The organism is Streptomyces sp. NPDC039423, assembly GCF_055598725.1.
In genome coordinates, this window is the sequence record NZ_JBVKAH010000019.1 from 19,535 (window position 1) to 30,414 (window position 10,880).

At 69.4% G+C, this 10,880-nt stretch carries 12 protein-coding genes and 6 pseudogenes; 11 read left to right on the forward strand and 7 right to left on the reverse strand.

Features of this window, described 5'->3' with window-relative positions; translation table 11 throughout:
* Window positions 1-152: 152 nt before the first annotated feature.
* The 3 genes and pseudogenes from ACZ7LK_RS32020 to ACZ7LK_RS32030 form a co-directional block, all read right to left on the reverse strand.
* On the reverse strand, window positions 153-554 hold the full coding sequence (locus ACZ7LK_RS32020; protein ID WP_471144628.1) for a tyrosine-type recombinase/integrase: 402 nt from the start codon (window positions 552-554) through the stop codon (window positions 153-155).
* The gene (locus ACZ7LK_RS32025) at window positions 533-703 is read right to left on the reverse strand and encodes a hypothetical protein (protein ID WP_469463704.1); all 171 of its coding nucleotides are present in this window, start codon (window positions 701-703) and stop codon (window positions 533-535) included. Before ACZ7LK_RS32025 ends, ACZ7LK_RS32020 begins: the two co-directional genes overlap by 22 nt.
* Before the next feature lie 175 nt (window positions 704-878).
* Window positions 879-992, reverse strand: a pseudogene (locus tag ACZ7LK_RS32030) (GNAT family N-acetyltransferase); the annotation flags it as partial.
* Between ACZ7LK_RS32030 and ACZ7LK_RS32035 the strand changes: the two are divergent.
* The 5 genes and pseudogenes from ACZ7LK_RS32035 to ACZ7LK_RS32055 form a co-directional block, all read left to right on the forward strand.
* A pseudogene (locus ACZ7LK_RS32035) lies at window positions 987-1,067 on the forward strand (telomere-protecting terminal protein Tpg); the annotation flags it as partial. The pseudogenes ACZ7LK_RS32030 and ACZ7LK_RS32035 overlap by 6 nt on opposite strands.
* 234 nt (window positions 1,068-1,301) lie before the next feature.
* Window positions 1,302-2,372 (forward strand): DNA polymerase III subunit beta family protein, encoded by a 1,071-nt coding sequence (locus ACZ7LK_RS32040; protein ID WP_469463767.1) that lies wholly within the window; start codon window positions 1,302-1,304, stop codon window positions 2,370-2,372.
* A gap of 22 nt (window positions 2,373-2,394) precedes the next feature.
* Window positions 2,395-2,904, forward strand: a complete 510-nt coding sequence (locus tag ACZ7LK_RS32045; RefSeq protein WP_471144621.1) for a hypothetical protein — start codon at window positions 2,395-2,397, stop codon at window positions 2,902-2,904.
* 47 nt (window positions 2,905-2,951) lie between these two features.
* A pseudogene (locus ACZ7LK_RS32050) lies at window positions 2,952-3,263 on the forward strand (class I SAM-dependent methyltransferase); the annotation flags it as partial.
* Between the two features lie 82 nt (window positions 3,264-3,345).
* The gene (locus tag ACZ7LK_RS32055) at window positions 3,346-3,849 is read left to right on the forward strand and encodes an NUDIX hydrolase (RefSeq protein ID WP_471144622.1); all 504 of its coding nucleotides are present in this window, start codon (window positions 3,346-3,348) and stop codon (window positions 3,847-3,849) included.
* Between the two features lie 21 nt (window positions 3,850-3,870).
* On the opposite strand, the gene ACZ7LK_RS32060 is transcribed toward ACZ7LK_RS32055, so the two are convergent.
* Complete coding sequence (locus tag ACZ7LK_RS32060) at window positions 3,871-4,170, reverse strand: hypothetical protein (protein WP_471144623.1); 300 nt, start codon at window positions 4,168-4,170, stop codon at window positions 3,871-3,873.
* Between the two features lie 919 nt (window positions 4,171-5,089).
* Between ACZ7LK_RS32060 and ACZ7LK_RS32065 the strand changes: the two genes are divergently transcribed.
* From ACZ7LK_RS32065 to ACZ7LK_RS32075, 3 genes are all read left to right on the forward strand, one after another.
* Window positions 5,090-5,482 carry a hypothetical protein gene (locus ACZ7LK_RS32065; protein ID WP_189554877.1) on the forward strand — a complete coding sequence of 131 codons (393 nt, stop codon included), beginning with the start codon at window positions 5,090-5,092 and terminating at the stop codon, window positions 5,480-5,482.
* A gap of 114 nt (window positions 5,483-5,596) precedes the next feature.
* Window positions 5,597-5,839: a hypothetical protein gene (locus ACZ7LK_RS32070; protein ID WP_392277811.1), complete on the forward strand. Its 243-nt coding sequence runs from the start codon at window positions 5,597-5,599 to the stop codon at window positions 5,837-5,839.
* 456 nt (window positions 5,840-6,295) lie between these two features.
* Complete coding sequence (locus ACZ7LK_RS32075) at window positions 6,296-7,498, forward strand: cytochrome P450 (RefSeq protein ID WP_471144624.1); 1,203 nt, start codon at window positions 6,296-6,298, stop codon at window positions 7,496-7,498.
* Here the strand turns inward: ACZ7LK_RS32075 and ACZ7LK_RS32080 are convergent.
* Both ACZ7LK_RS32080 and ACZ7LK_RS32085 read right to left on the reverse strand, forming a co-directional pair.
* Window positions 7,461-7,937: a cupin domain-containing protein gene (locus tag ACZ7LK_RS32080; RefSeq protein WP_469463698.1), complete on the reverse strand. Its 477-nt coding sequence runs from the start codon at window positions 7,935-7,937 to the stop codon at window positions 7,461-7,463. The two genes, ACZ7LK_RS32075 and ACZ7LK_RS32080, sit on opposite strands and share 38 nt — an antisense overlap.
* A 333-nt stretch (window positions 7,938-8,270) precedes the next feature.
* A complete protein-coding gene (locus ACZ7LK_RS32085; protein ID WP_471144625.1) occupies window positions 8,271-8,708 on the reverse strand; it encodes a glutaredoxin domain-containing protein in 438 nt (145 codons plus the stop codon).
* A 274-nt stretch (window positions 8,709-8,982) separates the two neighbouring features.
* Here ACZ7LK_RS32085 and ACZ7LK_RS32090 point away from each other — a divergent pair.
* The 3 genes and pseudogenes from ACZ7LK_RS32090 to ACZ7LK_RS32100 form a co-directional block, all read left to right on the forward strand.
* Window positions 8,983-9,267 (forward strand): annotated as a pseudogene (locus ACZ7LK_RS32090) (transposase); the annotation flags it as partial.
* A gap of 109 nt (window positions 9,268-9,376) precedes the next feature.
* Window positions 9,377-9,553: pseudogene (locus ACZ7LK_RS32095) on the forward strand (CBS domain-containing protein); the annotation flags it as partial.
* Window positions 9,554-9,706: 153 nt separating this feature from the next.
* Window positions 9,707-9,910, forward strand: coding sequence for a cold-shock protein (locus ACZ7LK_RS32100; RefSeq protein WP_383995209.1), 204 nt, complete (start codon window positions 9,707-9,709; stop codon window positions 9,908-9,910).
* Between the two features lie 351 nt (window positions 9,911-10,261).
* On the opposite strand, the pseudogene ACZ7LK_RS32105 reads toward ACZ7LK_RS32100, so the two are convergent.
* Window positions 10,262-10,880, reverse strand: a pseudogene (locus tag ACZ7LK_RS32105) (IS5 family transposase); the annotation flags it as partial.

Sequence of the window (10,880 nt, forward strand, 5' to 3'; positions counted from 1 at the left end):
ACAGCGGCAGCGACTCAGCCGCGCCACCAAACCGCGACAGCACGGCAACCGCCCGGCACGGCCCCGGGTGTCCTAGCCCCGTCGCGCGCACCTGTAGGACTCTGAGCGGTGGTGTTTACGCAGCTCAGATCCCTACAGGTGCCGTCTGGGACTCAGTCGGAGTCGCGTGCCAGCGCTCCGGCGACGTCCGCCGCGAGCCCGTAGCCGGGGCTGTCGTCGAGGAGTTCCGGGCGCCGGTTGTAGAGCTGGGTGGTGCGGGAGTCCTTGTGGTCGGCCCACTGCTGGACTTTGTCCGGCCGGGCGTCCGGCTTCGCCAAGGCGTGGGTGACGGCGTCGCCCTTGACGCCGTGCGGGCCGCGCAGCGGGAGCCCGGCGCGCTTGGCCAGCGACTGGAGGAGCCGCCATACGGCGGGTTCGTCGAGCTGGGCGCCGCTGGCGGTGCAGAACCAGCCGGTGGTGCGGCCGTTGAGGTACTCCGTGAGTGCGTCCCACGTGGCCGGCGGGATCGGCTTCTTCTTCCGGCCGCCGCCCTTCACCTTCTCCAGGAGCAGCACGACGCGGTGCCCCTGTCGTATCCGAGGTCTTCGACGCGGGCGTTGAGCAGGGAGTCGATGCGCAGGCAGCAGGTGTAGAGGGTGAGCAGCAGGGCGTAGGCGCGCTTGCGGTATGCCGCGACGCGGTGCTCGTCGCGGGCGACGGCCACGAACCGGGCCCACTCCGCCTCGGTGTACCCGGACGTGCGAGAACTTGAAGCCCTTGAGCGGGCCGTGGCAGATGATCCCGGCCGGGGTGGGGATGCCGATGCCGTCGGGGGAGAGGGTGAAGCCGAGCCTCGCGTAGAAGTCCGTCAGCTCCGGCTCGTGCGTGGCGTACAGGACGGCCGCGCCCAGCTTCCCGGCTGGCTGCGAGCGGGCCGCCTTCTCCGCTTCGGCGACCAGGGCGCGCGCGATGCCCTTGCCGCGCCACTGGTCGATTACCGCGAGAGAGTCCAGGACGGCGGTGCCCGCGCCATGGGACTCTCGGACGTGGCGATCAACGACATCGACTACCTGGATCTCGAATACTGAACCCGCAGCCCCAGCACCAATTGCTGTGACTGAGTTGAGCCGAAGCACGATGGTTGTCACATAGGCAGGCTGGTTGTCACCGACGGTGTTGTGGGCGGTTGAGCCTGAGCGCGACAGGTTGCCAACTGTGGTCATCCGTGTCCGGCCTCCTAGCTAGGTGTTGCCGGCCATGAGGTTGGTGTCGGTACTTGTCGGTGTTGACCTTCAGGTTGGTTGAAGCTCGATGATGACGCGGTGCCAAACGATGAGCTGATGCCGATCGGGGCCTTCGCCCAACGCAGTGGACTGACCTCCAGCGCACTGCGGTTCTACGCCGACTCCGGGCTGCTGCCCCCTGCCGAGGTCGACCCGGTCTCGGGCTACCGCTACTACAGCACTGCACAGGTGGCTCGGGGGACCACGTTGCGTCAGCTCCGCGAGCTCGCCATGCCCCTGGCCGCTGTCGAGGCTGTGCTTGGTTCCGGGGCTGACGAGGCTTCCCGGCTCCTCGATGAGCATGTCGCGAAGGTCGTCGGAGAGGCAGCGGCCGTGCAGCAGAAGGCCGCTGTCATCAAGTCCGCGCTCGGCGACGCGCCAGGTCTTCCGATTACGGCGGTGAAGGGGCCCGTGCTGGCGGCCGCGGTCGAGCAGGTCCTGACCGCGACCGCGCACGAGCGTGGCATTCCGGAACTCGCCGGTGTGCGCATCGAGGCGAGTCATGAGGCAGTCACGCTGACTGCGACGGACCGATACCGACTCTCCACCAGAACGCTGGTGCCGGCTGAAGCACCGAGGCAGACGTGGGCCGGCACGGTCCACGGCCACGAGCTGCGAGCTGCGGTCGCCGAGATCCGACGCAGTCCGCTGGTGCGACTGGAAGCGGTCTCGAACGGGATCTGGTTCCGCGTGGCCGACCGGGAGGGCCAGCACTGCCGATTGCTGCCCGAGGAGTTCCCCGACTACCGGTTGATGTTCGCGTCACTGGGCGAAGTCAGCACTCGTGCGGCGCTCTCGAAGGACCTGCTCCTGCGAGCCCTGGAAGAACAACCCGGCGAGCGCGTCGCACTGCATGTCGCCGATCACGCAGTGAACGTCGTGTCCGTGGACGACGAACACTCCGGCATCACACTTCCGGCCACCGCGACGGGCCGGCCCCTCCGGATCTGCTTCGAGCTGACCACGCTCTATCCCGCCGTGAGCACCGCGATCGGCCCTGACGTACTCCTCGACCTGCGAGGACACGACCAGCCCGTCACGATCCGCTCCGCGGATCGCGGCGATCTCACCACCCTGGCCATGCCCATCAAGTCCGACCATGCCGCCTGAGAAAGACAACGAGGAACACTCCATGACCACCGCACCCGCCAGCCCCGACCCGATCATGGAAGCAATAGGCCACGCTGTCGCCGAGGGGCGAGCCGGTGGCACCGCTTCCGCCCGCCAGAAGCTACTGGACCTGTGGTCCACGATCGGCGTCACCGGTGACCCGCTGCACCGCTGCTCTCTCGCTCACTACCTGGCAGATCTCTACGACGATCCTGCCCAAGCCCTGGCCTGGGACATCCGGGCCCTGGACGCTGCCGATGCCGTGACCGAGCAGCGCGTCCAGGAGCACGACGCCGGTCTCCACATCGCCGGCTTCTACCCCTCCCTGTACCTCAACCTTGCCGACAACTACCGGCGGCTCGGCTCCTTCGAAGCTGCCACCGAGCACATCGACGCGGCCAAATCGCACGCTCCCAGCCTTCCACGGAATCCCTACGGCAACCTCCTTCGCGGCGCCATCCAAGAGGTCGCTGAAGCCATCGTCAGGCGGGATCGGTCACGGCGAGCCTCCGCGCCTGGTTCAGCTCCGTGACGCACAGGCACGTACTTCTGACCCTGGAGGGACGGACTATCAGACCGGTGGTGGATCATCAGAACGAGACCAGGGCGGCCTACGACGCCGTCGTCGAACCGTACGCCTCGCTGTTCGCAAATCGGCTGGAGGAGCACCGCTTCTCCCGGGCCATGATCGGCACCTTCGATGTCGAGGGCGCGGAACATCTGACGGCCATGCTGCATGAACAGGGCACGGACGCCTGCGGTCTCGACCTCTCCCCGGGCATGGTCGATCACGCCCGGTGGGCCCCTCCGGAGCTGCGCTTCCAGGAGGCTCGGATGGAGTCCCTGCCGATCAAAGACGGCGGGCTCGGCGGCATACTGGCCCACTATTCGACGAGAGTTCCGGTTCTCCCGGGTTGGCCTCTGCGGGCTCGGAGAAGCGGCGTTGTCAGTGGGCACTGCCAGGGTGTGCGTCGTGGATGAACTGGTGGAGCGTGTCGACGATCAAGATCGTGTGCTGGGGATGGTGGTCAGCCGCCAGCAGGCCATCCAGGAGGGTTGGCTGCACCGAGTCGCCGTGACGGTGTGTCGTGATGATCATGGACGGACCCTCATCCACCGACGGCCGGAGCAGGCATCGCGCTTCCCCGGGTTCTATGAGGTCGGGGTCGGCGGCGCCGCAAATGTCGGCGAATCCTATGAACAGGCCGCCGCGAGGGAGCTGACCGAAGAGCTGGGCATTCGTGCGCTGCCGCGCCTGCTCTTCACGTTCATCAACCGCAGCGGCTTGAGCCCTCACTGGCTCGGCGTGCACGAAGCCGAGGTGCCGGACCCTGTGGTTCTTGATTCCGACGAGGTCGCCTGGCATGGCTGGCTGACCGAGCCGGAGCTGCGGTCGGCCCTGCTGGAGTGGCGCTTCACCCCCGACAGCAACGAAGCCTTCAGCCGGTATCTGGCGTTCCGGACCGCGCGGTCCTGACCTTGCCCATCACGCTCGGGCTCAGCGTCTGTCGATCTCCTTGGCCAGGTGCTCGGCGTGGTCCTCGAGCAGTGGTTTGAGGGCGCCGTAGTAGGGCTGGTGGTCAGCGGTGCGGAGCCACTGGAAGACGTTGTGTCGCTCCCGGGTCCAGACGGCGCGTAGGGCAGGGTCGGGGGCGATGTGTGGCGGGCAGGTTGCGAAGTCGGGCTCGCTTTCGGCGACGCGGGTCCAGATGTAGGCGCTGCCGGCCAGGCGCCCGCGGTCGTCGCGTCGGGCCCCCATGGGGTCCGGGCAGGGCCGGCACCTTTCAGTGTGAGACACGGAGCGGCGACCGAGCCTCAAGGTGATCTGGTGGCGGCCGGTGAGCCGTCCGCATACCAGGACATGCCGCGCACAGCGGCCGTCACCCGCTCTCATGGGTCGCGTTGTGAAGCGCTGCCGGTGCAGTGCCGACGGCCAGCCTGGCCGGGGATGCGATGAGCCTGCCCCACTGCACCTGATCCGCTTCGCCTAACCCCGCCGGGAGCCCGCCGCGGACCGAGCCGGCTGCCGTGGCTGGGCCGTCCGCGTCGAATCCCCCCACCTCCCGCAGCGCCTCCTGCAGGCCGCTGAACCCTTCTAGGGCTGGTCGAAGCAGAACGGTCGCTGGCGGCCGCGCCCGAGCGCCAGCCACTTCAGGCGGGCGATGCGTCCGCGCGGGGCCCGCGGCTCTCGGCGGGCGGGGATGCGCCCGCCGAGCAGAATGGCCGCAGGCGGGCGGCCCGCTGGCGCTGCCCGGCGTAGGGGGCCAGAAGTTCCAGTATCTCCGCGGTCGCCGAGGCCGCGGCGGCCGGTGAGGGCGTAGTCGATGTGCCCGGGCAGGTGCAGATCGCCCGTGCTGAGGGCGTCGGGAGCCGTTGGAGCGTTGCAGGACCTCGGCGGCGGCCCCCGCGGGGGCTGGCCCGGCCGGGCGGGGCACCCCCTGTAGAGGACGTGTGTAAAGGTACGCACCGCGTACGGCTTAGGTACGCGGTGCGTACGCCTTATGCCCTGGGCTCCCGGGGAGGACCTCATGCCCGTGGTTGCCGCCTCCCGGGCCGGTCTTATCTGGACAGTTCACCACTTAGCCCCACCGCCACGGTGTGCCAGCGCCTCCACCTGGACAGTGGTCGTAGCCGGCCCGTGCTCCCGCCTCGGATACCGTGTTGCTCTACGGGGTGCCATAACGGATGTGACGCCCCCCACCGGAGGTAGTCAGCGTATGAGTTCGAAGCGCAGCAAGAATCCAGCCCTGCCCGTACTTGACGACGCATTCCGACTCGCGTCGGTCAAGGACGCCGAAGAGTCCACCCGTGACTTGGCCGCGCGGCTGGCCACCACCGAGCTGCGCCGCGTTTCCCACCCGGGCCGGGTCACCTGGGAGCCCACCGATCAGGCCGAGCCCGTACCGGTCCCGCCGACTGTGGTCGACGGTGACGGGGACCTGTGGCTGCGGGACCGGGGCACTGGCACCTGGACCATGCCCGAGTTCAACCCGAAGGAGTTCCCGGCCCGCTGTGGCGAGGTTCTGACGTGGAGCCAGCTTGCCCGCGAGTTCGGCCCGCTTACCGCACTGGCCGACGACCGCCGCATCGGCGGCGGCCGGCGTCGCTGACCGCGCAGCCTTCTGGTATGACCGCGCCCCTGAAGCGCCCGTTACGGGTAGCTGGGAGCTCCAGCTCACCGCCGAGCTCGACGGTGGCGGCGAGCAGGTGAGCGTGGTGGTGGCGTGCGACGGCCTCGAGCAGCGTGGTGCGGGCCTGGCGCCACCCGATGTCCTCCGCCGTCGCCGACCGGCGGCCGGCGTGTACGCGCGGATGGGGAGATCCTGGGGCTCGCGTACAGCCTCCGTGGTGTGGTCGAGTTCCTTCGCCGGGCGGGGCTGGAGCTGTCCGAGTACGAGGCGGCGCGCTCCCCGCTGATCGAGTGGCGGGGCGGCGGCCCCTACGGGTGGGTGGCCCCGCCCCCGTGACCGGCCGCCCGCCGGGTCGGCTGACCGGCCGAGTGCGCGGCCGCCCTCGTCAGGGCGGCCGCGCACTGTCCGCACCGCAGCGGGATCACGGGCCGGTGAGCGCCTTGTCAGACCCGCCAGGTGCCTCGCGTCCGCCCTCTGGATGTTGGCAGATCCGCCCCGCTGGATCATCCGGTGGGGCGGTGTGCTGCAAATGGTGTGACGCGGGTGGGGGCGAGCGGTGTCCGTGAGCCCAGGCGTCTGGGCGGACGAAGGTCATGGCGGCCACGCCGGGTGACATGGGCCGGGGATCTCTCTGCACCCGCATGGACCGTCCGTTGGCTCGGTGTCGGCACGGGTAGCGGGCGCTGGACGTCACTCTCACGCGTGTTGACGGTGTGGTGTGCGCGGGCGCGCGCTGGGGCAGGGTTCGGTCGTCTGCCGACGGCCGTACGGGCCCGTACCAGGAAGATGCCCATGCACCGCGTACCCGTCCCTCTTTACAGCGTCGACGATCTTCCCGCGCTCGACTTCGACCCGTTCCTGCATGCCTCCGTGGAGGCGTATCCGGTGCGCCGTATCCGGCTGCCGCACGGCGAGGGCGACTGCTGGCTGGTGACCCGGTATGACCTGGTGCGGTTCGTGACGTCGGACCCCCGCTTCAGCCGGGACATCGTGGGCCGGCCGATCCCGAAGATGACCCGGCACTTCGTTCCGCTGGACCGGGCTGTCAGCTTCGTCGATCCGCCGGAGCACGCCCGGGTCAGGTCGGTCGTTGCACCAGCGTTCGGCCGGCCCGCTCTGGAACGGCTGCGGCCCCGCGTGCAGGCCGCGTTGGACGCCCGCTTGGACCAGTTGGTCGAGGAGCACCCGCCGGCCGACCTGGTCCGCCATGTCACCTCCCCCTTCCCGCTCGACGTGATCGGCCTGGTCCTCGGCATCCCAGAGGCCGACCGCTCCCAGGTGCGCGACTGGGCGACGACCCTCCTTACGAGGGCGTCGGACGAGGCGGCCGCCCGGCGCGCCGAGAGCGTCAAACGGGACGCCCGCGCCTACTTCCGGGACCTCGCCCGGCTGCGGCGCGCCGATCCCGGCGACGACACCATGACGCTGCTGGTCCGGGCAGTCGACCGCGGCGCGATCGACGAGGAGGAGCTGCTGGCGCTTGCCACGCTGATCGGACTCAACGGCTGGCACGCGGTGTGCAACAACACCGCCAGCATGGTCTACGCCCTGCTCACGGCCGACGGCCTGTGGGACCGGCTGTGCGCCGAGCCGGAGGCGGTGCCGAGGGCCGTGACCGAACTTTTGCGGTGGGTGCCCCACAAACACGGCGTGGGCCAGCCCCGGGTCGCCACCGAGGACGTAGTCGTGGGCGGCGAACTGATCCGCGAGGGCGAGTACGTGTACGTGTCGTACGTGGCCGCCAACTGGGACGAGCGCGTCTACCCCGACGCCGGGCGCATCGACTTCGACCGCCAAGGCCCCCCGCACCTCGCCTTCGGGAATGGGCCGCACTTCTGTGTCGGCCCTCTGCTGGCACACCTGGAGGCGGAGGTTCTGCTGGCCACCCTCACCGCACGGCTGCCGTCCCTTCGCCTGGCGGTGCCCCGTCAGGAGGTGCCCTGGCAGACGAACGTGCTCATCCGAGGCCCGGAGGCACTCCCGGTGCGCTGGTAGCCGCCGGGCCGTGGCGCAGCGGAGTGAGCTGCTCGATGTCGAACCGGGCGCGCAGGGCGGCGATGGCGGCCTCGTCGGGCGGCCCGCCCGCCGACAGCAGCTCCAACAGTTCGTCGAAATAACGCTCGTGGTCTGGCGGCGGTGCCGACCGGAAGAACATCCTGGCCGGTGCCTCCGTCGGGTTGGCGAACACATGCGGGCAACCCGGCGGTACGACGATGACCGTGCCAGGCGTCGCCCGCACCAGGCGGTTGCCGGACACCGACACCCAGCCGCGCCAGGCGTCGGCCGTCCGTACGCGCGGTTCGAAGGCGAGCACGTCGAGCTCGCCCTCCAGGACGTAGAACAGCTCCTCGCTCCGGCGATGTACATGCGCCCCGACATCGACGGTGAGGCCAGGCCCCGCGAACTGAGGGCAAGCCCCAGCGAGCCTGGGCAAGCCACCCGCGAGGGTGACTTGCCCACCCCGGCCGGAGGCGCTCCGGCCAGGCGGCGTCGGTCACGGCCCCCTGGGCTTCCCGGCGAGCCGGGGGCTGGCCGATGCCGGGTGACCGATGACCGGTCACCCTCTCGGTCGGGAGTTGCATGGGTCGGTCACGGCGCTGACGTGGTGTTTGACCGATTGCCGGGGACGGATTGGTCACGGCAGGCCCGCTGATCGGTCACGCGTTCTGCTGGGCAAGCCCTTGGCGCGGAGGGCTTAGCTTGTCTTTTAACTTCTGTGCGCTTCGGTTGTGTCTGCGGGTGCCTCTCCGTAGGGCGCGGTTTCTGATCACGCGGAAGGGGAGAGCTGTTCGCGTACCCATCTGGGATCGGGGTTGGTGTGTGGCTGGCCCGTCACGACGACGGTCGGCACGGTCTCGTTGCCGTCGTTGGCTGCTCTCACCGCTGCGGCTCCTGCCGGGTCGCGCCAGATGTTGACCCAGTGCAACTGGCGGGCGCTGCGGCCCAGCCGGATGCGCAGTCGTATGCAGTACTTGCAGCCCGGCCGCCAGAAGACGACCGGTCGGCCGTCGACCGCGCTGCGGCGTTGTGCCTCCTGCGCACCGATCGACCTCGGGAAGGTCAGGGGTGAGTTCACGCTGGCGAGCGCCAGGAACGCCAGCAGGAGTGCTGCGGCTGTGCCGGGGCTCCCATTGAAGATCTGCCTAGCCGCGACGGCTGAGCCGCTGAGTACAAGCAGCATCGGCAAGGTCCAAGCGCGCATCATGGTGATGCAGGCTACCGGTGAGTCGAAATGCTCCCCGAACTAGGCCGCTCGCCTGGGCATTCGCCGGACAGGCGGCCGGCCCCCGCATGAGCATACGTCCGTCACAGAGCGTGCGTGCGGACGCGCCGACCAGCCCGGACCGTCTGTTCGGCCACGTCTACGGACGTTCGGGACGGTCCAGTGACCTGCCCGACACCATCGCGCCGCTCACCCCGATGACCCCGCACGCGGCGATCAGTGCGTTCACCTACCTCCGGGCGTCCAGGCCGGGGACGATCCGGTCCGCGGTCGGCGGTGGGCCGACCACCGCCGAACCCTGGAGGTCATCGCGTGGAAGTACCGCACCTGCTCGCCCTGGCGGGACCTGCCCGACGAGCTCGGCTCGTTCCGGACCGCCCACAAACGGCTGCTTAGGTGGGCCGTGGACGGCACCTGGGAGCGCATCCTCGCGGCGGTCCTGGCAGCGGCCGACGGCGCTGACGACATTGGCTGGACCGTGTCGGTGGACTCCACCGTCTGCCGGGCTTACCAGCACGCGGCCGGAGCCAGGGAAAGGGGGCTCCAGGCCGGGCCGAACCAGACGACCAGTCAATAGCTGGCTGGCACTGCACGGCTCGGCCTTTCTCCCGCGGCCGGCGCCGGGGCATGGTCAAACGCGCGCCGCGACCGCCGCCCCGCATCCTGTGATGCGTGTGCAGATCGACACTCCGCTCGACGACGCTCTCACCGCGATGCGGGCAGGTGGCACCTACCTTGCCGCCGTCACCGGTGACAAGGGCGCGGTGATCGGCTTCTTCGCCATGGAAGACGTCCTGTCCGAACTCGTCGGCCCCACAGCCGCATGATCGCCCCGAGCGCCGGAAGCGGGGGACGCTGGCAGTGTGTGGCCAGGGGGGTGAGGTTCCGTGCTGCGGGGGTAGAACGGCTGTTGGCTCGTGCAGAGAGCCGGAGCGCCCGATGAAGGGCTGCTCCCAAGCTTGAACGAAGGATTGACCAGTATGGCCAGCGGCACCGTGAAGTGGTTCAACGCCGAAAAGGGCTTCGGCTTCATCGAGCAGGACGGCGGAGGGCCGGACGTCTTTGCGCACTACTCCGAGATCAAGGGCAGCGGATACCGCGAGCTGACGGAGGGCGAGCACGTCACCTTCGACATCGGCCAGGGACAGAAGGGCCCGCAGGCCCAGAACATCATCCGCAGCTGACCGGGCGCAGGGGTGTGAAGCGAGGCGGCTGTCCCCATCCGGCAGCCGCCTCTTGTCGTACAGCCCCGCTCCCTCCTGTTCCGTTGCCGCCCGGTAGGTGCCCAGCGTCAGCGGCGACTTGGATGCCCCGGTGGTGTGGGCTGGCGAGCGCCACGGGTGAGCGGCGGGGGCGACCGTTTCTTCACGCGAGTGCGGGTGGGTGTCGTTGCTGGTGGGGCCCTGGCACGCCGGGCACAGCGTGCGGTGTCCGTCGGGAGCGATGACGGTTTCCCCACTCGTGGCAGTCCGTGCAGTCCTGGGCCAGGGAGAGATCGGGGTGAGGGGCGGGGACTAGCGATCGTCTTCAAAGGTTCAGATCCAGAGCAGGATTGAAGCGATGGTGACGGCAGCCTGATAGGACTCGCGGGTCTTGTCGTAGCGGGTGGCCAGCCCGCGCCACTGCTTGAGACGGTTGAAGCAGCGTTCGACGACGTTGCGGTGGCGGTAGAGGCATCGATCGAAGCCGGGCGGCCGACCGCCGCGTGTGCCGCGGTTGAGCCGGCCGAGGGCCTGGTCGATGCGTTCTGGAATCGTGTGGGGGATGCCGCGTCGTCGCAGGTAGGCGCGGATCCTCCGGGAGCTGTAGCCCTTGTCGGCAACCACGTGGTCGGGCCGGGTCCGAGGACGCCCGGGCCCGACTCTGGGCACGGTGATCGAGGCCATCACCTGTTCAAAGCGAGTGCAGTCGTTGGCATTTCCGCCCGATAAGACGAAGCCCAGAGGGCGACCGAGTCCGTCGCAAGCCAGGTGAACCTTCGTGCTCAGTCCACCGTGGGACCGGCCGAGGGCGTGATCACCCGCTTCGTCCCGGTCGACTGCCCCCTTTTGCCACCAGTGGCATGCTGGTGAGCCCGCACGATGGTGGAGTCGACCGACACCAGCCAGTCGATATCCCCGGCCGCGTCCTTCTCCGCCTGGATCGCTCGCAGCA

Coding starts and splice junctions, on each gene's coding strand:
- ACZ7LK_RS32045 (WP_471144621.1), top strand. CDS start 2,395: ATGACCACCGCACCCGCCAGCCCCGACCCGATCATGGAAGCAATAGGC.
- ACZ7LK_RS32065 (WP_189554877.1), top strand. CDS start 5,090: ATGAGTTCGAAGCGCAGCAAGAATCCAGCCCTGCCCGTACTTGACGAC.
- ACZ7LK_RS32075 (WP_471144624.1), top strand. CDS start 6,296: ATGCACCGCGTACCCGTCCCTCTTTACAGCGTCGACGATCTTCCCGCG.
- ACZ7LK_RS32085 (WP_471144625.1), bottom strand. CDS start 8,708: ATGATGCGCGCTTGGACCTTGCCGATGCTGCTTGTACTCAGCGGCTCA.
- ACZ7LK_RS32100 (WP_383995209.1), top strand. CDS start 9,707: ATGGCCAGCGGCACCGTGAAGTGGTTCAACGCCGAAAAGGGCTTCGGC.